At 42.7% G+C, this 23,690-nt stretch carries 24 protein-coding genes, 1 tRNA gene and 1 pseudogene; 9 read left to right on the top strand and 17 right to left on the bottom strand.

The features are described 5' to 3' along the window. Positions 1 to 13: 13 nt before the first annotated feature. Positions 14 to 1,054 (bottom strand): NAD-dependent epimerase/dehydratase family protein, encoded by a 1,041-nt coding sequence (locus OCW38_RS08040; RefSeq protein WP_102530613.1) that lies wholly within the window; start codon positions 1,052 to 1,054, stop codon positions 14 to 16. Between the two features lie 135 nt (positions 1,055 to 1,189). On the opposite strand from OCW38_RS08040, the gene OCW38_RS08045 reads away from it, so the two are divergent. Both OCW38_RS08045 and OCW38_RS08050 read left to right on the top strand, forming a co-directional pair. Beyond that, positions 1,190 to 2,011 (top strand): glycosyltransferase family 2 protein, encoded by an 822-nt coding sequence (locus OCW38_RS08045; protein ID WP_102327573.1) that lies wholly within the window; start codon positions 1,190 to 1,192, stop codon positions 2,009 to 2,011. After that, a complete protein-coding gene (locus OCW38_RS08050; protein WP_261893645.1) occupies positions 2,004 to 5,066 on the top strand; it encodes a glycosyltransferase family 2 protein in 3,063 nt (1,020 codons plus the stop codon). Before OCW38_RS08045 ends, OCW38_RS08050 begins: the two co-directional genes overlap by 8 nt. On the opposite strand, the gene OCW38_RS08055 is transcribed toward OCW38_RS08050, so the two are convergent. The 10 genes from OCW38_RS08055 to OCW38_RS08100 all read right to left on the bottom strand — a co-directional run bounded on the left by OCW38_RS08055 (position 4,987) and on the right by OCW38_RS08100 (position 12,461). Further along, the gene (locus OCW38_RS08055) at positions 4,987 to 5,760 is read right to left on the bottom strand and encodes a hypothetical protein (RefSeq protein ID WP_261893647.1); all 774 of its coding nucleotides are present in this window, start codon (positions 5,758 to 5,760) and stop codon (positions 4,987 to 4,989) included. The two genes, OCW38_RS08050 and OCW38_RS08055, sit on opposite strands and share 80 nt — an antisense overlap. A gap of 29 nt (positions 5,761 to 5,789) precedes the next feature. Then, entirely contained in the window at positions 5,790 to 6,671 is an 882-nt protein-coding gene (locus tag OCW38_RS08060; protein WP_261893649.1) for a radical SAM protein, read from the bottom strand. A 182-nt stretch (positions 6,672 to 6,853) separates the two neighbouring features. After that, complete coding sequence (locus tag OCW38_RS08065; RefSeq protein WP_017101642.1) at positions 6,854 to 7,060, bottom strand: AlpA family transcriptional regulator; 207 nt, start codon at positions 7,058 to 7,060, stop codon at positions 6,854 to 6,856. Between the two features lie 97 nt (positions 7,061 to 7,157). Continuing rightward, on the bottom strand, positions 7,158 to 8,564 hold the full coding sequence (gene tnpC, locus OCW38_RS08070) for an IS66 family transposase (protein ID WP_038224876.1): 1,407 nt from the start codon (positions 8,562 to 8,564) through the stop codon (positions 7,158 to 7,160). A gap of 116 nt (positions 8,565 to 8,680) precedes the next feature. Continuing rightward, positions 8,681 to 9,103 carry a helix-turn-helix domain-containing protein gene (locus tag OCW38_RS08075; protein ID WP_017102429.1) on the bottom strand — a complete coding sequence of 141 codons (423 nt, stop codon included), beginning with the start codon at positions 9,101 to 9,103 and terminating at the stop codon, positions 8,681 to 8,683. A gap of 4 nt (positions 9,104 to 9,107) precedes the next feature. Next, complete coding sequence (locus OCW38_RS08080; protein ID WP_261893655.1) at positions 9,108 to 9,425, bottom strand: type II toxin-antitoxin system HigB family toxin; 318 nt, start codon at positions 9,423 to 9,425, stop codon at positions 9,108 to 9,110. A 243-nt stretch (positions 9,426 to 9,668) separates the two neighbouring features. Then, the gene (locus OCW38_RS08085; RefSeq protein ID WP_102573182.1) at positions 9,669 to 9,860 is read right to left on the bottom strand and encodes a helix-turn-helix transcriptional regulator; all 192 of its coding nucleotides are present in this window, start codon (positions 9,858 to 9,860) and stop codon (positions 9,669 to 9,671) included. 175 nt (positions 9,861 to 10,035) lie between these two features. Then, the gene (locus OCW38_RS08090) at positions 10,036 to 11,277 is read right to left on the bottom strand and encodes an integrase domain-containing protein (RefSeq protein ID WP_261893658.1); all 1,242 of its coding nucleotides are present in this window, start codon (positions 11,275 to 11,277) and stop codon (positions 10,036 to 10,038) included. 173 nt (positions 11,278 to 11,450) lie between these two features. After that, positions 11,451 to 11,527, bottom strand: a tRNA-Val gene (locus tag OCW38_RS08095). 265 nt (positions 11,528 to 11,792) lie between these two features. Then, positions 11,793 to 12,461 (bottom strand): DUF2726 domain-containing protein, encoded by a 669-nt coding sequence (locus tag OCW38_RS08100; RefSeq protein WP_010441166.1) that lies wholly within the window; start codon positions 12,459 to 12,461, stop codon positions 11,793 to 11,795. A 273-nt stretch (positions 12,462 to 12,734) separates the two neighbouring features. On the opposite strand from OCW38_RS08100, the gene OCW38_RS08105 reads away from it, so the two are divergent. Then, positions 12,735 to 12,920: a hypothetical protein gene (locus tag OCW38_RS08105; RefSeq protein WP_010441167.1), complete on the top strand. Its 186-nt coding sequence runs from the start codon at positions 12,735 to 12,737 to the stop codon at positions 12,918 to 12,920. Positions 12,921 to 13,119: 199 nt separating this feature from the next. On the opposite strand, the pseudogene OCW38_RS08115 reads toward OCW38_RS08105, so the two are convergent. Continuing rightward, a pseudogene (locus OCW38_RS08115) lies at positions 13,120 to 13,922 on the bottom strand (GGDEF domain-containing protein); the annotation flags it as partial. Between the two features lie 261 nt (positions 13,923 to 14,183). Between OCW38_RS08115 and OCW38_RS08120 the strand changes: the two are divergent. Next, a complete protein-coding gene (locus tag OCW38_RS08120) occupies positions 14,184 to 15,290 on the top strand; it encodes a M20/M25/M40 family metallo-hydrolase (RefSeq protein WP_261893661.1) in 1,107 nt (368 codons plus the stop codon). A gap of 105 nt (positions 15,291 to 15,395) precedes the next feature. On the opposite strand, the gene OCW38_RS08125 is transcribed toward OCW38_RS08120, so the two are convergent. Beyond that, complete coding sequence (locus OCW38_RS08125; RefSeq protein WP_010441170.1) at positions 15,396 to 15,818, bottom strand: DUF3859 domain-containing protein; 423 nt, start codon at positions 15,816 to 15,818, stop codon at positions 15,396 to 15,398. Positions 15,819 to 15,902: 84 nt separating this feature from the next. Continuing rightward, the gene (locus tag OCW38_RS08130) at positions 15,903 to 16,271 is read right to left on the bottom strand and encodes an ATP-binding protein (RefSeq protein WP_046208907.1); all 369 of its coding nucleotides are present in this window, start codon (positions 16,269 to 16,271) and stop codon (positions 15,903 to 15,905) included. Positions 16,272 to 16,557: 286 nt separating this feature from the next. Here OCW38_RS08130 and metA point away from each other — a divergent pair, with 286 nt between their 5' ends. Together metA and pilW are read left to right on the top strand one after the other, a co-directional pair. Further along, the gene (gene metA, locus OCW38_RS08135; RefSeq protein WP_010441172.1) at positions 16,558 to 17,499 is read left to right on the top strand and encodes a homoserine O-acetyltransferase MetA; all 942 of its coding nucleotides are present in this window, start codon (positions 16,558 to 16,560) and stop codon (positions 17,497 to 17,499) included. Positions 17,500 to 17,668: 169 nt separating this feature from the next. Beyond that, positions 17,669 to 18,436 carry a type IV pilus biogenesis/stability protein PilW gene (gene pilW / locus OCW38_RS08140; protein WP_016788725.1) on the top strand — a complete coding sequence of 256 codons (768 nt, stop codon included), beginning with the start codon at positions 17,669 to 17,671 and terminating at the stop codon, positions 18,434 to 18,436. Between the two features lie 121 nt (positions 18,437 to 18,557). Here the strand turns inward: pilW and rlmF are convergent, their stop codons facing one another. Then, positions 18,558 to 19,841: a 23S rRNA (adenine(1618)-N(6))-methyltransferase RlmF gene (rlmF, locus tag OCW38_RS08145; RefSeq protein ID WP_261893665.1), complete on the bottom strand. Its 1,284-nt coding sequence runs from the start codon at positions 19,839 to 19,841 to the stop codon at positions 18,558 to 18,560. Positions 19,842 to 19,845: 4 nt separating this feature from the next. Then, entirely contained in the window at positions 19,846 to 20,343 is a 498-nt protein-coding gene (locus tag OCW38_RS08150) for a YgjP-like metallopeptidase domain-containing protein (protein WP_016768041.1), read from the bottom strand. 153 nt (positions 20,344 to 20,496) lie between these two features. On the opposite strand from OCW38_RS08150, the gene OCW38_RS08155 reads away from it, so the two are divergent. Continuing rightward, positions 20,497 to 20,733: a glutaredoxin family protein gene (locus tag OCW38_RS08155; protein WP_261893667.1), complete on the top strand. Its 237-nt coding sequence runs from the start codon at positions 20,497 to 20,499 to the stop codon at positions 20,731 to 20,733. 89 nt (positions 20,734 to 20,822) lie between these two features. On the opposite strand, the gene OCW38_RS08160 is transcribed toward OCW38_RS08155, so the two are convergent. Further along, positions 20,823 to 21,695, bottom strand: coding sequence for a LysR family transcriptional regulator (locus OCW38_RS08160; protein WP_016794020.1), 873 nt, complete (start codon positions 21,693 to 21,695; stop codon positions 20,823 to 20,825). A gap of 110 nt (positions 21,696 to 21,805) precedes the next feature. Between OCW38_RS08160 and OCW38_RS08165 the strand changes: the two genes are divergently transcribed. Then, positions 21,806 to 23,005 (top strand): MFS transporter, encoded by a 1,200-nt coding sequence (locus tag OCW38_RS08165; RefSeq protein WP_102418519.1) that lies wholly within the window; start codon positions 21,806 to 21,808, stop codon positions 23,003 to 23,005. Between the two features lie 85 nt (positions 23,006 to 23,090). Next, on the top strand, positions 23,091 to 23,657 hold the full coding sequence (locus OCW38_RS08170; protein WP_016784502.1) for a DUF1415 domain-containing protein: 567 nt from the start codon (positions 23,091 to 23,093) through the stop codon (positions 23,655 to 23,657). Positions 23,658 to 23,690 lie beyond the last annotated feature (33 nt).

Raw genomic sequence — 23,690 nt, forward strand, 5'->3', positions numbered from 1 at the left:
GTCCAGCATAAAACTAAATCGACTCATCTGCACTCTTGATTTGTTGCTGAGAAATTCCCCGATAATCACTGTACCATTCCACGAAAGCTGTAACGCCTTCGTGGAATGGTACTTGTGGCCTAAACCCAATCTCATCAAAAATCTCTTTTACATCAGAGTATGTTGTATTCACTTCCCCTACCTGCATTGGCTTCAATTGCCTTATCGCAGATACTCCCAGTTGACATTCCAACAAATCAATCATTTTTGTGAGTTTAACTGGAGCCCCGCTACCAACATTAAAAATCTGATATGGCGCCGAGCTTTGCGCAATAGTCTCGTGAGCTTTTAACCATTCTTGGTTTTTCTTGGGAATATTCTTTGTGACTCGAACTACTGCTTCTACAACGTCATCGATGTAAGTAAAGTCCCGATAAAGTTCCCCGTTATTGAAAACATCGATCGGCCTTTTTTCAATCATTGCCTCTGTAAACTTATAGAACGCCATATCAGGTCGACTCCAGGGACCGTAAACGCTGAAAAAACGCAGTCCTGTCGTTGGTAACCCATACATTTGAGAGTAGCTATGAGCCATTAACTCATTTGCCTTTTTAGTTGCAGCATAAAGAGAAACTGGGTGATCCACATTGTCATTCGCTGAAAATGGAATTTTATCGTTCAATCCATACACTGAGCTCGATGACGCATACACCAGGTGTTTAATTTTAAAACCTCGACAAGCCTCTAGGACTGAAAGAAAACCCATTAAGTTGCTCTGTCCATAGACCATAGGATCTTCCGAAGAGTAACGTACGCCAGCCTGCCCAGCTAAGTGAATCACGCACTCAAATTGCTCTTCATCAAATAAACGAGTTAATTCATCTGAGTTTTCGACACTCATGCAGTGAAATTCGAACCCTACATCTCCAATCCATTCCAACCTCGCTTTTTTAAGGCCAACATCGTAATAGTCATTGAGGTTATCAATGCCGACCACATCGTATCCATCAGCACAAAGCCTGCGACAAATATGGCTACCGATAAAACCGGCGGCACCCGTTACAAGTGTTTTCATAGCCTTCCTGTAATTGAAAAAAACGCATAGATAATGCAAATGTTGATCAAATGCTCATAAATGTCAGTCAGTTACATCACATACTCATCAATTTGCTTATTATAATCAAATCAATCATCAATCAAAGTCTCAATAATGAATAATGTCATTGTGCTGATCGCTACAACGCCCAGGCTTTCACTACTTTCTGAGCATGCGCTTCCTTCAGTCATCAATCAAACATGCCAACCTAAAGCCGTTGTGCTCGTATCAGATACACGCTCACTAGATCGGAATGAAGTAGAGAACCTGCGTTCTGAACTCAAAAGTATTCCGCTGCGTGTATTAGTCAATTCACGTGCATCCGGCGCCGCTGGCAGTTGGAATACCGGTATCAACTATATCTCTTATAACTTTCCAAATAGCTATATCGCTATCATCGATGATGATGATGTTTGGCAGCCTGAGCATCTATCTTCTTGCCTGCTTAGCAGCGATGACGGAAAAGCAGATATCGTTCTGTCTGGTATCAATGTGAAGATTGATCACAAAACAGTCGCTACCAATATTCCCATAGATCTTGAGGTTAAAGACTTTCTAGTTGGTAACCCAGGATGGCAAGGCTCAAATACCTTTATTAAGACCGAACTTGCTACCAAAGTTGGTGGTTTCACTGACGGCTTAACTAGTGGAAATGATAAAGATTTTGCAATTCGAATTTTGGAGTCCGGATTAGTCACCATTCGCTATACCAATATGGCGACCGTAGATTGGATTTGCAATCAAACACCCGATGCCCTTTCTGCCCCTGGCTCAAAACAGAAACTGCGCGGGTGCGCGCAGTTTCTAAAACTTCACGGAGAGAAAATGTCACAAAGTGAAATAGATATCTATTTCGAACGCGCCGCTGCGCTATTTGCACTTTCCAAGAACGATATATTAGACGAAATAAAACTTCTGGAGAGTTTCAATGGCTAACTTTCATCCACGCGCTCCTATTAAATACACTAAGATCTTGTGCGACCGAAACTTACGAGTTGCGCACACTTCGGCATCAGAATTTGACACTGCTGAAGTGGTAGTCGCGATTACCCACAAAAACCAACCGCAAGGCCTCATCCGCGCTCTTGACAGCGCACTTAAACAGTCTCTTACTCAAAAGCAGATTGCACGCATCGTTGTACTGGATGATAGCTCTGACATAAGTTGGGCATCGGAAGCAAGTGCTTTACTTCACCACCCAGCTGTTACCCTCTTGCAAGCAGAGTGCGGTTCGCCAGCTAGGGCACGCAACCTTCTCTTAGACTGGGCAGATACACAGCCATGTATACAATGGGTTGCGAGATTAGACGCTGACGATGAACTGTTTGCTAAAGATAGCCTGCATGGGCTTTGGAAGGCTGTTCGCGATACAGATAAAGTAGCGGCTCTGGGAAGCAACAAGCTGAGAAAAGGAGGGGTGATTCTCCAAAATGACAATATCGCAAATCCAAACGAGCTCTGTAATCATCTAAGTTTAGCGGGATTTATCGATAATTTTGCTTCTGCCAAGCAACAACGAGAGCTTCCTTCATGCAACCTATTACTGAAGAATAATCTAGGTATCAGGTACCCAAACATCAGAAGCGCAGAAGACCACTGGTTGGTCACTAAACTATTAATGCTAAATCCTTCCAAGGTAGCCGTTTGTTCTTATCCTATTTATGCCATCTACTCTCTTGATGGAGAAGATACAAAGACAAATAAGTCTAACGAAATTTGGCAAGATCAGAGAAATAGGCTTGCCTATGTTGCAAGAACATGGAGCACTCTATTGTCTACCAATCGCCATCTGTTAGGTGTTGGTATGGAGGGGGCGGTTTGGCTACAGCATAATCAAGTGGTTAAGGAGTTCTACCCTTGGGCTATTTCAGATACCGAAGTCCGAAGCCTGCGAACCTTACTCGCCGAAAAAGACCTTCCTATTTCTACGGTAACTTGGAGAAAGTGTGATGGTCTTTGGCAGTACAGCACCTCCTTCCAAAATAATGCATTAACTAATGAGAAGCTTTCCGAAAAATCCATTGTAGATTACCTCAAAAAACTCTATCACGCTGGAGTTTGCACTCTCAACATCAAGCGGGATAACTTAATTGTCACTCCACAAGGAGACCTGGAATACATTGATGTCGGAAAGGACCTACAGCCTCTCACGTCCTCACGCTTTCGGGATATGTGTGCCCGCCTTTATTCTATTGGAATATTGGAGAATACTGACGAAGAAGTCGTACGTAGGCTAAGCTGGCGAAGACAAGATGATGCGTTGATGAGCCTTCCTGGATTCGAGCAGTTCTACCGCAAGTTAATCACTGAGCTTCATCCACAATGCGTCGAACCTTGCCGTAACCTAACACCGACGGTCTCGTGTAAGAGTGAATCTGTAACTCTAATGATCAAAGCCTGTGCGCAAGATGCTAAAGTACTTAGTGACCAAGTACTGCATATCGTTACGCAGCTTCGCTACCCAATTGATTTCGCACAAACAGTTCTTCTGATTGATCCTCATGAGGGGCAATTTTTACGCCAGTATTCGAATCCAAACCTAGCCTCCGTTATTGAACAAGCCGAGAGGCTGAGAGACAATGGACTAATTGACTCCGTGCTAGTTTCCCCTTCAAGCGCAACAACCATAAATACAACGTATGAAAAATGGTTTGCACAGTCTAAGTGCGGAGAAACACATACCTGTCAAAATGCTCCCTTGTTCCCTCAGATCTGGGGATTTGACCAAGTTACGACTCGATATGTACTGCAGTGCGATTTAGACGTGCTTATTGGTCGCCGCAATTGGCACCATGATTATATCGCCGACATGATTTACGCTTGTGAGCCTGAGGATGTACTTGCTGTTGGCTTTAATATTCCCAAAAGCAGCTCTAATTTTAATCCTTATAAAGGAGCTCCGGGTGAATTTGCTCCTGAGGTCCGGTTCGGACTCTTGGATCTCGGTAGGATTCGCCTTCAACTGCCAATTGAGAATCCCTTGGACAGAGGCAGATTCACTTTAACCTGGCATCGTGCACTACAACAAGCAATGAAATGTAAAGGGCTTCGCGCTGTACGTGGTGGGGATCCACAAAGTTACTACGTCCATCCTCGAAATGAACACAAACACCTTCCTGAACTTTCATTGGCAAGGGACTTGATCTCTCAGGGAATCGAACCGACGAAGCAGCATGAGGAATTTGATTGGGTACCCGGCAATCATTGGCAATATGAACAAAGGCATGAAGCAATCGTTTTTTTATTAAAAGGTAGGTATACCGGCCACGCTCTACTAAAACGTTGCCTAGACTCATTGCGTAACCAGACAAATCAAAGCTTTGGTATTATCGTGATTGACGACGCAAGTGGCTCCGCTCATAACTGGTGTTATCCAATGTTGTTGGATGAGCTTCAGGCTAAAACCACACTGGTAAGGCGCAGTTCTAACACTGGGAGAATGCCAAACTTCATATTGGCAATAAAAGAGATCTGCCAAGATCCTAACTCTTTGGTTGTAGTGTTAGACCAAGATGACTGCTTAATGCAACCCAGCGTTGTTGATGCTTTGTATGCAGCCAGAAAACAGGGTGCGGACTTAGTTCAGATGCCTATGTTTCGTCCTAATAAACCACTGCATTTATACCAGCCTGATTACCGCAATCCTCGACTTGCTGCCGGTGCAAATGTATGGAGCCACATAAGGGGATTCACCAAAGCGTTGTTTGAACAAGTCCCCGAGAAATATTACAAACACAAAGACAGCTCTGAGTGGTTCGATTCGGCTACAGATTATTTAACCATGTTACCTATGGCGGAACTCGCAAAAGCTCCTATTTACCTAGACACAGGCTACACCTATTGGCACATGCGTAAAAAGCTAGGCCGAGATGAAAAAGAGCACAATAACCAAATGGTTCAAGAAATTATGTCTATGCCTTCACTTTCTCGGAGAGAAGTAGAGCTTGTTGAGCCAAAGCCAGATTTTTTTGAAGACGGTTTACCTCACTAGACAATTCGTTGTCGTAGAGCCACCAGTTTGGGGAGATGATACACCTCCCCCTTAAAACAAAAAATAGTGATTCTAAGGTCTTTAAGATCGAAGAATCAATGTGCTCCAACCATGCCATAGGCTTAACCTGGGATAGCCCTTTCAGTAATTGAGTCGCTTCTTCTTTTGGTAAACTTCGCAACGACTGAAGCTTGGAGCAATGTCGAGTGATTGTTACGTCATCTACTTTGTCATGACGCGCTAGCTTCACTTCATAGCCAGGCCAATTTAATTTATCCATCCAACCAGAGGCGAGACGACGCTCTCCCAGCCAGTTATGATATGCCGCTGGCAGCGCTTTCCGTTTATTATAATCTAGGGGTCTCTCTAGTGAAGGCAGCAAATTCATCCTACTAACATTTATTGTGACACCAAGTTCAAGCATTGTTTTGAGAGTGAGCAGACCAATTGAAGGTTTACATCCCAATAGGTCCTCCAATTCCTTCCCATATACTTCTAGCTTTTCACAAAACAATTTGCTCGGTACTTCGCCTTGAACAAGAACGCCTGCCGTGATGCCTGCCAACTTACTATTAGTCACCACCAAATCAGCGCTTGAAGCAGTGGTCAATGGTTGATTAAATCGGATAACTTTCTCATGTTTTTTGATGACTAAGTCCCCTAGACCATTGCCAACAATATGCCATTCATCCACTTTCTATACCTTTTGCAATCAAGCCAGAACTAACGCTTTTTGTTGCTTTCCCACTCTTGATAAATCTTCTTCCATGTTGCTGAAGTGCGCTGCTCAAATATTCTAGGACGTAGTTTTGGTGGAACATAATGCCCATCTCGAAATCGTCCACATAAGCCACAATTACGCCTCATTAGATCACGCATTTCATCATCACTGAATGGTAAACGCTGCCGCCCACCTATTATGTTTAATACTCGGTCAATACCACCAGCAACCGCACAAGGGTAATAACCCTGAGGCGTAAGACCTAAACCGCAAGTCTTTGCGATATCACAGCCGTTCGAGAAATCACTAAACTTGTGGTACCAACTATCAACAGGAGCTAAGTTAAATGGGCCAAAGTCTGGTTGAACAGAATCCGTTTTCGCTGAGTTTTCAATACACAACCATTCTGGAAGCATTGATATCACTTTATTGACGCGACGACCATAGCCGTTAGTCACAAGCTGAATAGTCAGAGCAGGATGAGCTAGCTTTAGGCGATACAACTCCGAAAGGATCTCGCTGAACTGAGGATGTAGCGTTGGCTCTCCACCTAACACACGTATTTTTCGCCAGTGCTTATTATGGCTCAGAGTATCATCAACAAACTTGGTTATTTCATCGAGTCCAATATGTGTTTTCGATGGGGCTTGGGCTGAAGAGCGATTACAGTTATTGCACTTCAAGTTACACTGGTAGGTGATATCTATTTCAATCAAGTCATCAGCAACCTGGTATTGGTAACCCATCAATCTAGTGACTGGCTTCTGCACGCGGAACCATCGCCAAAAAGCTTTTAGCTTAAATCCAAACCTGACAATATGAAACCATTTCTTTGGATATTCATATGAGTACTTAAATGGTTCTTCGTTACGACTCTTTGTCACAGCATCTCCTTGTCAAAAAAGATCCAGACCTTGTTATTAGCCTAAGAATAAGATTACTCGGATGATATACAGCACCTTTGCATATTACGAGTACTCGATGAGTCAATGTAAACAAGTGTGATATACAACTAGATAAATATATTCTCCATAGTAGATAAAAATAGGTAACGGATTCTATTCAATTATCGTCCTCCAATTATGTCCGCCATCCACTCATCCACTTCCTTTTCTACCCAAGCAACCGCTCGCTCTCCCAAGTTAATCGACTTCGGAAACTCATCATCATTCATTTTACGGTAAATCGCTGAGCGGCTTAGAGCGGTCTTTTCCATCACTTCTTTTAGCTTTAGAAATCTCATGGGACGTCCTCCTATGTTATTGGTTCCCATGTGATTACCTGGCACGTAGAAAAATACCGTTTTGTACCTTGTGGTGTTCCATGCCACCTTCAAGGTAACTATTCACCCGCGAGCTATTGACGTCGGTTTATGCTAAGAATACTGGCGTCTGATAGTCCTCTTTAAGCATATGGTGCTCGACGATTTTACGTAGCCACTTATAAGCTGAGATTTTCTGAAGCTTGGCGGTTTCTATCAGTGAGAACATTCGCTCACGGAACAGATCTCCTCGATATGAGCGAGTCACGTAACAGCACTTTCTCATCAATATATAATTACGCAGGACTCGCTCTGCAGCGTTGTTTGTTAACGGGCACTCGGAGTCATCCATAAAACGCCAGACCATAGTGTCATCAGCGATGAGGTTTCGACATCTACCTCGATATCGTTTTGAGCATTGATAACTGCCCAATTTGAGCCAATGAAGCCAACTCTTTCGTAACCGCCGGAGTCGGCGGTAATACTGGCTTTCGGTAACTTTTCCTTCGATATACCGGTGGTGACACCTGAATACGCTATGAGCGATTAAAGCGAGTTTTTCTCCGATTTTTTGGTTTTCAGGACAAACGCTCTCCTCGATTGCAATGACGTTCCTTAATATGTGAGCCCAGCATAATTGCCGCTTAGATTCGTCGATATATTTGTAGGCAGAATATTGGTCCGTCACTAAAAGGTGTAAAACCGCTTCACCAAGTAGTCGTTTGGCTGCATGTTGGCTTCTTCCGCTGTTAATTTGGAAAAAGGCGACATCATTGCTTAGTGCGGCCCACATCCAGCTTTTATCCTTATTGCGCTGATGCGAAGTCTCATCAGCCATAATCAGTTTAGATGCTTTGACTGTTTCATGGATTTGAGCATGCGTATCGGCTAAGTATTCCGTGACTCGCCCTTGTGCCGCTGATATTGCACCAGTTGAGAAGTTAAGTTGGAAGACGTCTTTCAACATAGATTGTATTTTACCTATGCTTTGGTGGTGCTGGGTTGCTTGGATTCCGATAAAGCTATGTAGATTTGGCCCCATTTGAACATCAGGCACATACTCTGGAAGCTCCGCTTGATGCTTATCACCACACCATGAGCACTCGCCTTTAAAGACTTGATGCTCAATAAGTGTGTACGAAATATCAGGCAAATCGAAGATTTGATGTCGTTTGTAGGGATGTCGATTTGGAACAACACAGCCACCGCAATGGCATGTCTTGTTTGGTAAGTATTGCTCAACCGAGGCACTGTCTTCAACGGGGTGAAGCAGTCGGCGATGGCCTTTATGACCTGGTTGAGCTCCTTGCTTTTTTCCTGATTTCTTCCGATTAGGTGAAGTATTCTTAGCTTTATTATGCAAAGGCTGCTGTGATGATGGCACAGAAGAGTTTCGACTATTTTGATTTAGTCGGTCTTCAAGTTCAGCCAACTTATTCCATAAAAAATGGATGATATCTTTCGCTTCTTCAGGCGAATCGAAATCTGGCGGAGGTGGTAATGTTTTCTTATTCATACCTCCAGGTTGCCACCGAAAAAAGATCACTCAAGTTGAATGTGGGATCAAGTTAACCCGGTCACATAACTTTAGTGTCAAGGCCTCGCGGGTGAATAGTTACGTCCAAACTACCACTAACCGATAAACAATGACGCTGGCACACCAAAGCGCGCCGATAGTGCCTTAATGTGGTTGAGCGTTAGAGCGCGCTTCCCACTCAAGATCATTGATACCGTCGATTTTGCACCAATCTCTTCTTTGAAGTCACTTAATGTCAATTGATGCTGATCGATGATAACTCTTAGCATGGCGATGCCAGGCTCAAGCTTATCAATAGCTTGATTAAATTCACTAAACTGCTCCGCTTCTTCTTCATACCTTTCAATCACCGGAAACATCAAGTCAATCACTGGCTGATGAGCATCATAATCTTCGATAAGTACTTCCATCGTGGCAATCAGCTCTTGATATTGCTCAGGCGAAGAGATACCACTCACCCAAGGCATAACTTGGTTCAGTTGATTAGCGGCTTTGTCTAACACAGCGATATCTAACATAGTGTTACCTCCTCAGTTTCTTTTCACGGTATTGCTTTGTAATACGGTCGTACTCGGCATGGCTGACAATGTTCTTAATGAAGCATCGACCTCCTACAAATTCGATAAATGCAATAAGCCTTAAGTTGTTACCGCCAATATCAATCACCCACCACTTATCAACGTATTTAAAATTGTCTAGTGACGGAAAGACCTTTCGTAGCTCATCTGGGCTTTTTGCTTTACTCTCTTTTAACACCTTGTACGTTGCATCTAGTGCATCGGAATCGTTTGGATAGAGTTTTTTCGCATTTTCAAAAGGTTGCTTACTTATAACGTGCATGTACTATCCAGTTTGTTCACTATATGTGAACACTATACCTAAACCAAGTTTAGTTCACAATATGTGAACATCAAGAAATAAGAAAAATGGGTAGCTGGATAATCAATGGTGGTCAAATCGGTGGTTAAGAATATAAATTAAAGAAAGTAACAATCTTAACCGATTGATTTAAAATAAGTTAATTATTTAAATCGACATTCAGATCCAAAATGGAGAGTTATTCACTCTCCATCACATCACGAATCAACGACTAACTATCCTATCAAGAATCCAGTCTTGAACCTCACTTTCGACCCAAGCGACAGCTCTGTCACCAATAGGCACCTGTGATGGAAACTGCTGTTTGTCTATAGAGCGATACATTCCCGACCTTGATAAGCCAGTCATTACTAGTACTTCATTGAGACGAATTAAGCGAGCGGTTACGTTTGACATATTGACACCTTACAAGTGAGTGGATTTCACTTAAATGACATATGTCTGAAATTATTTAGGTTATATGCACCATAGAAAAGCCGTACCCTATGCCTATGCCCAGCCTTTAAATTCAGTAAAGGCCCTTTGTGACGCCGTAACATGGATTTGCTGAGATCAAATTACATACATCCTACTAACCCACAACCTTAAGACTCTTTTTACCACTCATCGACAAGCTTCCCTTTGCAGCTTCTTCAATGTGATCACTCCACCACACCATGAGAACTTTACGACGTTCAAGGTAATCTGTGCGATTGTATGCGCTTCTTACCTTATCTCTATCCACATGAGAAAGTGCAGCTTCGATAATGTCTGAGTCAAAGTTCTGTTCATTTAGGGTCGTACTGGCCAATGCGCGCAAACCGTGAGACGTTTGCCTGCCCTTCATACCCATTCGTACCAATGCTTTATTTGCTGTCTCTTTGTTGATGTGATTGTTGTTACTTTTGTCTGCTGGGAAAAGAAATTCACTATCCCCCGTGATGAAATCAATCGTCTCTAATAGGTCTAAAGTTTGTTTTGTTAAAGGAATGGTGTGCATTCTTCCTTTTTTCATTCGTTCAGCAGGAATGACCCAAAGCCTCTTTTCTCTGTCAATTTCATCCCAACGTGCTCCAGCCGTTTCAGAGGGCCTTGTCATGGTGTGAAGTTGCCATTCTAGCAAGCAGCGAGTGATGGGTTTAATGGATGCGTAGTTGATTGTCTTGAGGAGCTCTGGAAGTTCATCGGGTGCTAACGACGCTTGGTTGGTTACCTTGGCAGTTTCAAAAGCTTTACCAATACCTGCGAGCTTGTTGTGCTCAATCACACCTGTGTTTACTGCAAAGGTCATTATCTCATTGAGGTTGCGACACAAGCGCCCTACTGTTTCTAATTTACCTTGGTTCGCAATAGGTTTAATTGTTTTGATCGCTTGTGGTGCCGTAATGTCACCAAGGGGAAACTTACCAAGATCGGGCAAGAGGTATTTCTCAATCCGTTGCTTTAGCTTCTTAGCCGTTTGCTCTTTGACGCTTGTTTTCTTCACTTCAATCCAGTCATCAAATACCGACTGTAACGTATTCGCCAATTCTAACTGTTTTTCTCTAAGAGTAGTGTCACGGTGCTCTTTAGGGTCGATACCATCAGCAAGTAGTTCTCTAGCTTCAATAGCTTTGGTTCGAGCTTTAGCAAGCGATACAGATGGGTATTTACCAATACTGAGGTTTGCTCGTTTACGAGTAATTGGACGGTAATAGTTAAAGAGCCACAATTTGGAACCATTGGGCTTTATTCTCAATGCAAGACCATCACCATCGAGCAGGCTATATTCCTTTTCTTTTGGTTTTGCTTGTAAGATCTGAGTCGCTGTTAATGGGGTTGTTTTCCTAGCCATAGTAACATCACCAATCCGTATTTCTTGTAGTGTTACTAACAGTGTTACTTTAAACGGTGGATTTTACAACACATCATGGGATCTCTTGGGACCAAGAAATGGCTAAGAGTCTGATAAGACAAGGAATTACAGGCACAAAAAAGCCCACACTAGGTGGGCTCTTTCGTATAATGTGGTGCCCGCTACTGGACTCGAACCAGTGACACCTTGCATGTCATGCAAGTACTCTAACCAACTGAGCTAAGCGGGCAATGCTGTGAAACTTAACTAACCGCTTTACTAAGTGGCTAACGCTTCAGAACGAGATGGATAATAACGAGTGAATGGGTAGCGTGCAAGGATAAATTTGCACAAAACTGTTCGTTTGCTTTTAAAAACAACAATCAGAATAAATTTTAAACACAAAGCAGATCAATGGGTTGAGATAGATCACATTTCAAGTCAACTTTACTGGCTAGCTACATAGACATGCTTTGTGTCTTTTAAACCTCCAACGGAACTTTTAGCTTGAGATATTAGTTTGACTCTTCTTCGCTATCGAACACCACGTTGTAGTTCTCAGTATAAGTACAGTTAGGCTGGCGACTACAAGTAAAAAAGCGTCGTCCTTTATAGTCGCCTTGGCTAGCCAATTTTATGATCATCGGGCTACCACACTTTTTACAGAAGCGAACTTCCTTTGATGGTTCGATAAGATCGATATGTGCCGCCAACAATCTCTTTAAGCGACTCACTTGATAACTGTGTTTCACCGATGCACCGATCAACGGCAGGCCTGCTGACTTGCAAACGTGAATGAGCAGCTTTTCTCGGTCAACTTTGCCTTTGTTCAACTCTTTCCCATTATCGAGTTCAATGATGACACGTGGCTCTAATGTTCTTGGGTCGCACACTACAAAATCAAAATAGCTACGAGATATCTTGTTATTGGCAATAAACCAGTTTTTCTTAGTATTGCTTTTTGCAGGAGCAAGCACGTTCGCCATGTTCACTTTTGCAAACACCACGCCATGATTACCCACTGCTGAGATCAAGGCCGTATAAAAAGTGGCTTGCTGTACGTTGAGCAATGCCCCTTTTTTTTGATAAGCGTGGTCTTTTGTGTCGTCATGTTTAAATACGTACTTCTGAATGAAGTAAAAGAAGACGACAAGCACCACTACAACGATAAAAATATTAGTCATGTTCCACGCAAGTAGGGAGATTAAAGTGATTGTAGCGTAAGTAGAAAAGCATCATGTGGCAAGAAAAAGAGAATCAGTTGTTAACTCGAATCACGACCTTTCTCTTAGAGTTGTTCGCTAACTGCTTGATTTGAGATTTTAGATAACCGACACAGCTCTCTTATTTGAGTATTCGGTTATTATTTAGCCTCAAAATTGATATAGATCAATTAGTGCCAGTTTGTGATCAATTAGCCTGAAAAACGTTAGGCAAATGTTAATAAGGAAATTGATATGGAACTTAAACAAGACCCAAGATGTTATACCGACGTGTGTGTAAGTGGTAAATGGTTCCACTATGATCACTGCGGAACGCAAGCTTATATGTTAAAAGGCGGTTCTTCAGCAGTCATTGAACTGTCTAAAGAACCGACTACAGAAGGTGAGCTGGTCGAAATGCTGCAAGGTATCGCCAAATAAGCCGAATTGAACAAGACTGATATAGACAAATTCAAGATATCGCTAAGTAAAACCCATATTTAACTCAAACTTTGATATTAGCGTTCTGAAAGTATTCCAAAAGCCATTCTTGTCTCACGAAGATCAGAATGGCTTTATGTTTTCTAATCAGTAATTAACTTTCAGCGATGATGACTTGATTCCTACCCGACTCTTTCGCTTAATATAATGCATCATCCGCGGCTTTAAGGTACTTTTTGTAAGTATCTTGGTTGAGTTGGTTTTGAGAAATACCAATCGATGCCCCTATCGATGTAGTAAGGTTTAGAGAGCCGGAGTGCCTATCAATGGAACCAGACAACAACAGAACAAATTCTTCCACCCCCAGCGAGCCACTACGTCATTTGGGTATAAGTGTTACTTTACACTCCTTCCAACTTCCACTAATACCTCATCACCAACATCATGTCCAAAGGTGTCATTAACACGCTTAAAGTGGTCGAGATCTAGAATGACTATACAGATTCCAAACTGCGAAGTATCAAATGGCATTGGCTGAGTCAATAATTGCTCTAGATAACGTCGGTTGTATAACCCCATTAACTCACACGTTGTCGATTAAGTGATAAGAGCCTTATTTTTGCTTAGAATACTGCGAAGCCTAATCGCCAGCAATATAGCACTAATGCTGACCATTATAATTAATGCGATCACGATTCTGTTTCTAAGTTGTTCCTTTTGAAGTAATAATTCGTTGAGGTCTTTTTCAGTATTGAGTAGCTCATTTTCTTTGGCGAGTGTCGCGGTTGCATAATCTTGTTCTAATAAGAAAATGTCGCTCTGCCTTTTATCAAACAGCAGCGCTTTGTTGCCATGATAATATTGTTTGTAGTATTTCGGGGCAGTATCAAGGTCACCCTGGGATTCGTAATATTCAGCCAGTGTTTTTAAGCTTAGCACTTTCCAACTTCTGCTCCCAACCACTTCAAAAAATGCAAATACTCGTTCAAGATCACTCAATATCATGTATTAAGACCGTTACAAATTGAGTGATCATATCACTGCTGTTTACTTATATTAGAAACTTATTATACCGATCGCCATGCAGATTAAAATATCGCTATTTAGCAGAATGACGACGTGTATTTCTCACTAATTAGAATAATCAGGCGACTTTCTTGATTTAACTCAGGCAATCATCTACCTCATTGGCGTTATAGTGATTTTCCTGTTCCTACCTCCGCGGATTTTTTAGAACAAGCGGAAGCATAATGAGAATTAACAATGACCCAAATTAATGAACAACGCCTTGTCAACCATTTCTGCGATCTTGTGAAAATCGATAGTGAATCACGTAACGAAAAAGCCATTGCTGAAGCGCTGGCTGAGCAGCTAGGCGAATTAGGCTTTGACGTACATAAACTGGCTGTTCCAGAAGAAGTGTCGAACGGTTTCAATATTTATGCACGTTTAGATGGCACTCTTTCAGGCAGCACTGTATTCAGCTGCCACATGGATACAGTAACGCCAGGTATCGGCATTGAGCCAATCATAGAAGACGGCATCATCCGTTCAAAAGGCAACACTATTCTGGGTGGCGACGATAAGTCTGGTATCGCAGCTATCATGGAAGCGGTTCGCGTAATTAAAGCGGAAGGCAAAGAACACAAAACTATTGAGATTGCATTTACTGTATTCGAAGAGGGCGGTCTATTCGGCTCTTTGAACTTCGATATGTCTTACATCAAATCTGAGCACGCTATCGTGCTTGATACAGGCGGCCCGATTGGTACCATCGTAAACGCAGCGCCTGGACAGCAAAAAATTGTTGCGAAGATCAAAGGTCGCCCTGCTCACGCTGGTTTAGCGCCAGAAGAAGGCATCAGCGCAATTCAAGTGGCTGCAGACGCAATCACTAAGATGAACCTGCTTCGTATCGATGAAGAAACAACAGCAAATGTTGGTATTGTTGAAGGCGGTCAAGCGACTAACATCGTAATGCCAGAGCTTAAAGTCGTGGCTGAAGCTCGTTCTCTAAGCGGCGAAAAGCTAACAGCTCAAGTTGAGCACATGATCTCTACATTCCAAGAGAGTGCGAAGCAGTTCGGCGCTGAAGTAGAAATCGACTCTACTCGAGCTTACGATGCATTCGTTATTGCAGACGATCACCCGCATATTCTTTCTATCAAATCAGCGTTTGAGAAGCTTGGCGTAACCGCAAACACCAAACGCACTGGTGGTGGTAGCGATGCAAACAACTTCAACGCGAAAGGCCTAACAACGGTTAACCTTTCTACTGGTATGGCGAAAGTTCACACCACTGAAGAATACATTGCAGTGAAAGACATGGTCGCAATCACTGAGTTTGTAGTGGCTTACGTAACACAATAATCTTACTTGTTAGCGAGGTGGTGAAAGCCATTTAGCCAATATCAAAAAGCCGAGTTCACATGTGACTCGGCTTTTTTGTATCTGAATTTAGCCAGAAGTTCTAGCCTAAAAACCTCTACGCTTCCAAAACTGGCTTTCGTCTTTTGCTACTAGGTCGAATGTCTTGTCGGCGATGATGTTGCCTTTTAGCTCAACCGTCATGCGCCATTTGCCCAGCTTGTTCGAGACAGGCGCCCAGATAGTGTCACCTAAGTAGAAATCCCAATCATTGTTACCGACATACTCTTCGCCATCGAACGGTTCGAGCACTTCACCTTTGTCTGTAGTGATATTGGGGTGATAAATGCAGTAACGGATCTTCTCACCTTTGGCTTTTTTGATATTCAGAATATAACCAAATTCGACATCGATTTCAGCGTCGACAATGGTGGTGAACTCTTGGATTTTTGGAAGATCTTTTGATTTGGAATCCCAAGTGGAATAGATACCATAAGAAGTCATGTCGACCATGACAGAGCGCTTTGCCATTTCAATCGTTACCTTGATGTTGTTCTATATAATTGATGTTGTTTGTCATTCACTATGAGTACAGACATTAAACCCCGAACACGGCTATTCTTGCCAGTCTTTCGCCATACGTTTAATCACTGAAGGTTCAATATCGTGAATACTGCCATATTGCTCTCGGCACACTTCGATAAACAATTCTGCTTTATATTTGAGTGCAAGTTGGCGGTAGGCCTTCATTTCCCAATGCTTAACAAAGGTATTCGAAACAACCACATCTAGCCCTTGTTTCAAGCCATTTTCTACAGTGTTCTGACACCACTTATGTGCCTGCTGTAACTGCTTAGGGTCAAAACGGTACTCACCTTTCTCATTCACGTAATACATATCGGCTTCGACGTGGAGTGCATCGTAGGTTTTTGCTTTTGTTGACTTGCCAGAACCGGGCAACCCTCGAATGAGTATTAACTTCATCAGATACTTTATGGTCTGTTTAAAAGCGTGAGTTTATCTTAAATGCCAACGAGTTGCTTTGATAACTGACATTTGGCAATCTGCCAGTTTTCAAACCGACGCACTGAGCTATAACGCCAAGTTTACGTTTGAAAGACCAGACTTCAGTTCTCCAAGAAACTCGGTATCTCAACTGGTATAAAACACAAAATATTTACATCTATCCACTTTGCATGTCGACAAGCGTATCAAACTACTATAGATTTAGAAGTATAGACGTCTACATATCTAGCTTAGGGAGAAAGCTGTGCCTATTCGCATTCCAGACCAATTGCCAGCATCCGATGTTCTTCGTGAAGAAAACATCTTTATTATGCCGTTATCAAGAGCATCGACACAGGAAATTCGTCCACTTCGAGTCTTGATCCTCAACCTAATGCCGAAGAAGATTGAAACTGAAACTCAATTCTTACGCCTACTGTCAAACAGCCCATTGCAAGTCGATGTAGAACTGTTGCGCATTGATGACCGACCAAGTAAAAACACGCCAACTGAACACCTTGATAACTTTTATCGTCAATTTGAGATGGTAAAAAACCGCAACTTTGATGGACTGATCATCACTGGAGCACCACTTGGTTTGGTTCAATTTGAAGATGTTATCTATTGGGACCATCTAAAAACAATCATGGAATGGGCAAACAAACATGTCACTTCTACTTTGTATGTATGTTGGGCCGCTCAAGCAGGCTTAAAGCTCTTATATGATCTGCCAAAGCGCACTCGTAAAGAGAAGCTGTCTGGTGTTTATAACCACGAGATACACAATCCATTCCATCCTATATTACGTGGCTTCGACGATACATTCTTAGCTCCGCACTCTCGCTATGCTGATTTCTCTCAGGAATACTTAGCAGAGCATACTGATCTCGATGTTCTCGCGACTTCAGATGTTGCAGGCGTATATTTAGCCGCAACCAAAGACAAACGAAATGTCTTCGTAACGGGTCACCCTGAGTATGATGCTCATACGCTTCACAATGAGTACATCCGCGACTTAGGCGAAGGGATGGAGCCTGTGATTCCAATCAACTACTATCCGAACAACAATCCAGACAATAAGCCCGTCGCAAGTTGGCGTAGTCATGGTCACTTATTATTCTCAAACTGGTTGAACTACTGCGTTTACCAACAAACGCCTTACGATTTGGATCACTTCAGCGAAGACAACTTTACCAAAGACGATTAAGTTTTTTCTTCCGATTCACAAACATATAAAGCCGCGTTCATTAGGTTGTTGATAAAACACCGAATTGGGCGCGGTTTTTTTATGGTGTGTGGGTCGCATTCCATAATAGATTTACCACTTCAATGGGTTTGATTTCATATGATGGGTTGGTGTTCATAAGGAGCTTCACATGCCTGCCAAGCCATTATTACCTAAACCCTTTTCGTTATCCCGCCCCCTTTCATTATCAAGTATGGTACTCCTCGCCTCGCTTTCATTAGTCGGTTGCGTCTCTGTCACTGAAGGTCCACCAAAGATTGAAAGTGATCCTATCGCTATGTCGGAATCTCGAATCGAATTGGGCTTGGGCTACATGGGACAAGGCAATATGGTGAGAGCGCGTGAAAACCTAGAACTCGCAGTCAAGCATGCTCCAAGCTATTACCGCGCACGACTTTCGATGGCACATTATTATGAAAAAGTTGGTGAAGTGGACGCAGCGAGAATGACTTACCGAAAAGCTCTGAGACTAGACTCCAAAAACGGTAATGTGTTGAACAACTATGGTACGTTTTTGTGCAAGCAAGGTAAATTTGAACAAGCAGACAAGTTCTTCAATCGTGCCATTGATCAACCCTACTATTACTTGGTATCTGCAAGTTATGAAAATGCCGCGTTTTGTGCTTTTAAAGCCGGCAATACAGAGCAAGCAAAGCACTATTTCACCCGAGCCATAGACCACGATCCAAACCGCGTAAAATCAATTCTTCAGCTCTCTAAGATAGAAGTCAGTACTAAGGATTATAACGATGCTCGGCTGCGTCTGTTTAAATTCCACCAGCGTTATGGTTATCAAGTACCCTCACTTCAAATCTTAATCGAACTAGAAATGAAAGCCGGTAACAGCGCATTACAGCAGAAGTATCAAAATGAATTAGACGAGCTGCTTTCTGTTTAAAACGGCTTAGGTTTTAGATGATTGAATAATTAGATCGAAAACGGGCTTGCTGAAAATATCAGCAAGCCCGTTGTAAGTTTTAGAGGTCGGTTTTGAACTGGTTACCTCAATTCTGGATTGGTTATTTCAATTCGATCCATTGTTGACGCTGTTCGTCGTCCATAAATGTCCAAGCAACGAAGCGACTGACTTTTTGGCCTTGTGACATTTCAACCACCTTCACTTGTTTTGCTCTGAGCTTGCCAAGTTCTGAACGGATCATATCTACATTGTCTTTCTTAGAAATTAGCGTTGTAAACCACAATACCTGAGTCGAAAAAAGTTGACTCTCTTTGGCCATTTTCAAGATAAATGCGGCTTCACCACCTGGACACCATAATTCCGTTTTTTGTCCACCGAAGTTCAATGTTGGCTTATCTTGCTTAGTAGGCGCTTTTCTCGCTTCAGGCTTGAATGATTGCCCTGCTTTCTTTGCACGGTTCGCCGCTAAATTATCTAACTTACGCTGCGACCCTTGATCGGCTTCTTCTTGTGAACCATGGAAAGGAGGATTACAGATAGTTACATCGTAACGCTCATTATCCTTAATTACACCTTTAAAGATAGATTCAGAGTCAGCTTGTAAGCGAGTACGGATCTTACCTTTTAGGTTCGCATTACTCTCCGCAATGAAGTTTGCTGTTTTTACTGAGACAGGATCTACATCCGTCCCCGTACAGCGCCACTTATACTCTGTCGCGCCAATGATTGGGTAAATACAGTTCGCGCCAACACCAATATCCAACGCTTTAACAGAAGCATGGTTATAAGGTTCACCTTGGCCATCGCTATTCAGGAGATCTGCCACTCTGTGGATGTAATCAGCACGGCCAGGAATTGGCGGGCACAAGTAACCCGCAGGAATATCCCAATGCTTCACACCGTAGTGATGGGCAAGTAAGGCTTTGTTCAAAAGCTTGACCGCCAGAGGATCAGAAAAGTTAACCGTATCTTCCCCTACTGGATTCTTAATCAGGTGTTCTTTCAATTCAGGCAGTGCTGCGACCAACAGGTCAAAATCGTATCGGCCTGTATGTTGATTTCTTGGGTGCAATCCGCCTTGAGGTTTTTCAACGGAACGTCTTTTCTGCGCTGCGTTTTTGTTAAAAGCCGTTTTATTGAAAGAACCCTTATTCAATGAACCTTTATTCGCACCCTGCTTCCCTTTGTTATCTTTAGCAAAAGGTCGCTTTGCTTTGTTATTACCAGCGCCTTTAGATACGCTGTTCTTGCGACTTTTATCAGATGTGTTCTTTGTAGAAATACGCTTGTCGCTATCTTCTTTATTTTGATTGTCTTTTGTTTTTACTGATGAAGTGCTGTTTTTCGACAGGCTTAGCGTAGTTCTATTTTGTGATTGGCTCATTGGGCTACTTCTTTAAATCTAAATACATCATGAATAAACGGGCATCCAACTCAAGTTGATGATATTCCGGTTCCATGTGACAGCATAGTTGGTAAAAGGCTTTGTCGTGCTCTTTCTCTTTGATATGCGCCAGTTCGTGTACCACAAGCATTCTCAGCAAAGGTTCTGGTGCATTTTTAAAAACACTGGCGATACGAATCTCGTTCTTCGATTTGATCTTTCCACCGTGATTCTTAGCAACGTAAGTGTGAAGACCTAGTGCATTATTGATTAGGTGGATCTTACCGTCGTAAACCACTTTGCTAATCGGCGGTGTTTTTTTCATATAGCGATTTTTTATCTCAATCGCATAGTCAAACAGGGCTTTCTCGCTTTTTATTCCATGATTCTTTGGGTAGCGAGCTTCAAACCACGTCACCAATTTACCCGACTCAACAAGTTGAGTCACAGGATCAATAATGTGCTTAGGATAGCCTTGAATATAGCGTAAAGAAGGATGCATGCTGAAAGACCGTACAAGTTACACCACGACAATACGTTGTGGTCTTGAAAATTGAGCCGCATAGTGTAACTGATCACACTTTTCTAATCACCTAGGATTCGTTACACTTTAGTGAGATTCACCAAGAGCTAGACTCAAAAAGAGATTGTAAAAATGAAACGTGTTGTATTGTACGTCGCAGACAAATGCCCGCACTGTAAAGATGCGCAACGCTATTTGGACTCCAAGAAAATTGAATATCGTCTAACGAATGCAAAAATGCAGCGTGGTCGTAAAGAGTTACAGGCAATGGGTGCTCGCTCTATCCCTGTGCTGAAAATCGGTAACCAAGTGATGGTCGGCTGGAATCAGAAAAACTTCGATAAGATGTATAACTCAAAGAACACCTAACGTGTTTTGAGCCAGTCATACATCTATACAACAAAGCCCGAATATCCAATCGAGGATGTTCGGGCTTTGTTTATTTAAATCTTACTAAATCACACATACCGCTTAACGAAATCAATAAAGGTTCTGTCGGCTTTCGACAAATACCCTTCCTTTCTCCAGGCCAAAGACAGATTCAGTTTTACAGGGTCTTTAAATGGCACACCTACCACATCTTTCTCGTATTCCGTCACTAAGCTCAAAAGTGCGGTGATCGCAAACTCTTGTTTAACGATAGAAAGAATCATAGGAAGCAAGTTGGTCTCGAACGCGATAGTCATATCGAGGTTGTATTTCTTGCAGGTCGCATCAATAAAGTCACGATGGAAATAGCCTGATTTGAACATGATTAGCTCTTGAGCAAAGAACTCTTCAAAGGTCATCGAAAGCTGTTGTGCTAGCGGATGCTCCTTACCGACAACGGCGACCATCTCAGAACTTAACAGATGATCCGTTTCCAAATCATCAGGGACGTTCTCATGATTAATTACACCAATATCGAGTTCGCCGTTTAACAGCATTTCACGAATCGATGCGGTGCCAGCATCAATCAACGTCAACTTTAGATTTGGGTATTGGCTCTTAAATGCCATCACGACTTGCGGGAAAAAGTAGCTCCCCATCATACTCGGAGCGCCTAATCGAACCTCGCCTTTTTCTAGTCCCTTTAGCTCATTCATCGCAAGTTGAGCATCACCGAACTGCTGGGATATCCGCTTCGCATGTTCAAACAACACCTTTCCCTCTTCCGTTAAGGTGACGGATTTATCTCCGCGACGAAACAGAATTAACTCGAGTGTCTGTTCTAGTTTTTTAATGGAGATACTCAATGCAGGCTGTGCGATATGCAGCGCTTTGGCGGCTTGAGTGAAGTTACCAAACTGCGCAACAGCTAAGAAATGACGAAGTGGTTTTGATTCAAGCATGGCGATATATTAAATATATAGAGGTGATATTTTTAATATATTTCTTTAATCACGCTTGTGCTGATAACTTGTTCACAAATAGCTTACTAACTCGCGCAGGCTCAACGTAAATGTTTGATAAAGGCAGTCCTCAATACAAACGCATCACCCAATCATTGGCAATTGGCTCGTTTATCATTTTCTGTAACCTTTACCTCTTCCAGCCAATCTTGCCGCACATGGCGGAGCACTTCCAAGTATCGGAAACTCAGATCAACTGGCTGTTTGCCGCGACAACACTTGGACTTTCCATCAGCTTGGTGCCTTGGGCAATCGCTTCTGAAACCTTTGGCCGAAAACCTATCATCTTGTTCAGTCTATTTGCGATTCCTCTAATTGGGCTAACCATGGTATTCACAACAACTCTGTTGCAACTTGTAATTGCAAGGGCGTTTATGGGCATTGCTGTCGCTGCGTTTGCTGGAGTAGCTGTTGCTTATATGGTTGAAGAGCTATCTCCTAAGGCATTTGCGGTGGCAATTGGTGGTTATATTGCAGCGAACTCACTGGGGGGGATTTTCGGACGTGTATTGGGAGGCTTGATTACGGATTATTTTGACTGGCACTCAACGGTTTTGTTTTTCGTTGTCGGCTCTTTGCTTGGTGCACTCTATATTGCGTATAGCCTGCCTGACCAACAAAACTTCAAACCGCAGAAAGGGCTGTTCTTTCACCATAACCGCTCGGTAGTTATGCATTTAAAAAACCGTACTTTAAGGCTCGCGATGTTGATTGGTGGCGCTAACTTCGCCCTGTTCGTTAACCTGTATTCGGTTATGGGCTTTAGGTTGGTCTCTGATCCTCACTCAGTACCTGTGGGTTTAGCATCGCTGATATTCCTATGTTACTTGGCCGGAACGGTCAGTTCTAAGCTCTCCAACAGATGGACGTTTCGCTTTGATCCGCTAAACGGTATCTTGATGGGCGTGTGCATTAGCTTAATCGGAATGCTCATTTCTGCGGTCGATAAAGTCCCATTCATGTTAGCTGGTTTGTTATTGATTAGCGGCGGCGCGTTCTTCGCCCATACCCTTGCCTACTCTTGGGTAAGTCAAAAAGCGCCGAGCGCTAAGGCCACAGCAACCGCACTTTACTTAGTCCACTATTACATAGGCGGGAGCCTGGGTGGTTTCTTACTCTTGTATTGTTGGCAACTATTCGGTTGGAATGGCGTAATTGCGGGCGGCTCTATCTTCTATGTTGCGATTTTTGCATGGGTCTATCAGTTGAAACAGTTACAAGTATCGGCTTCCAAACTCGCACAAGCATAGGTATGACTGAGTTTGTAACTCAATTATTGCTTTTGATTAACGTCCGTTCTGATATCCTACGCAAAATTTCATTTCGGAACCTGTTATGTCGAACACTCAAAGCACTGATCTTCAAACCATCCACGACCAAGTAAAACAGTGGTTAGACGATGTCGTTATTGGCCTAAACCTGTGTCCATTCGCAGCTAAGCCACAACGGAATAAGCAAATAAAGATCTTTGTGAGCGAAGCAGAAACCGAAGAAGTGTTACTAGAAGACATCATGACGCATTTTGTTGAGTTAGATAACACACCGGTTGCCGAGTTAGAGACGACTTTGGTGGTTGTTCCTAACATGCTACAAGATTTTTTCGACTACAACATGTTCATTGATTGGATTGAAGCCCTGATCAAACAAGAAGATTGGGAAGGTACTTATCAAGTGGCCACCTTCCATCCAGACTACTGTTTTGGTGGCGCAGACCCAGAAGACGATGAGAACCTAACGAATCGTTCTCCTTATCCGGTTTACCACTTAATTCGCGAAGCAAGCATGGAAAAAGTGCTGAAGCACTACCCTAACCCTGAAGCGATCCCTGATACCAACATCGCGAGAGTTGAATCTTTAACGCAGGAAGAACGTCGTAAGCTGTTCCCATATCTGTTCAATTAATCTCTAAGGCTTAAAGGCAGTATACCGTAATAA

It is taken from the genome of Vibrio cyclitrophicus (assembly GCF_024347435.1).
GTDB classification, from domain to species: domain Bacteria; phylum Pseudomonadota; class Gammaproteobacteria; order Enterobacterales; family Vibrionaceae; genus Vibrio; species Vibrio cyclitrophicus.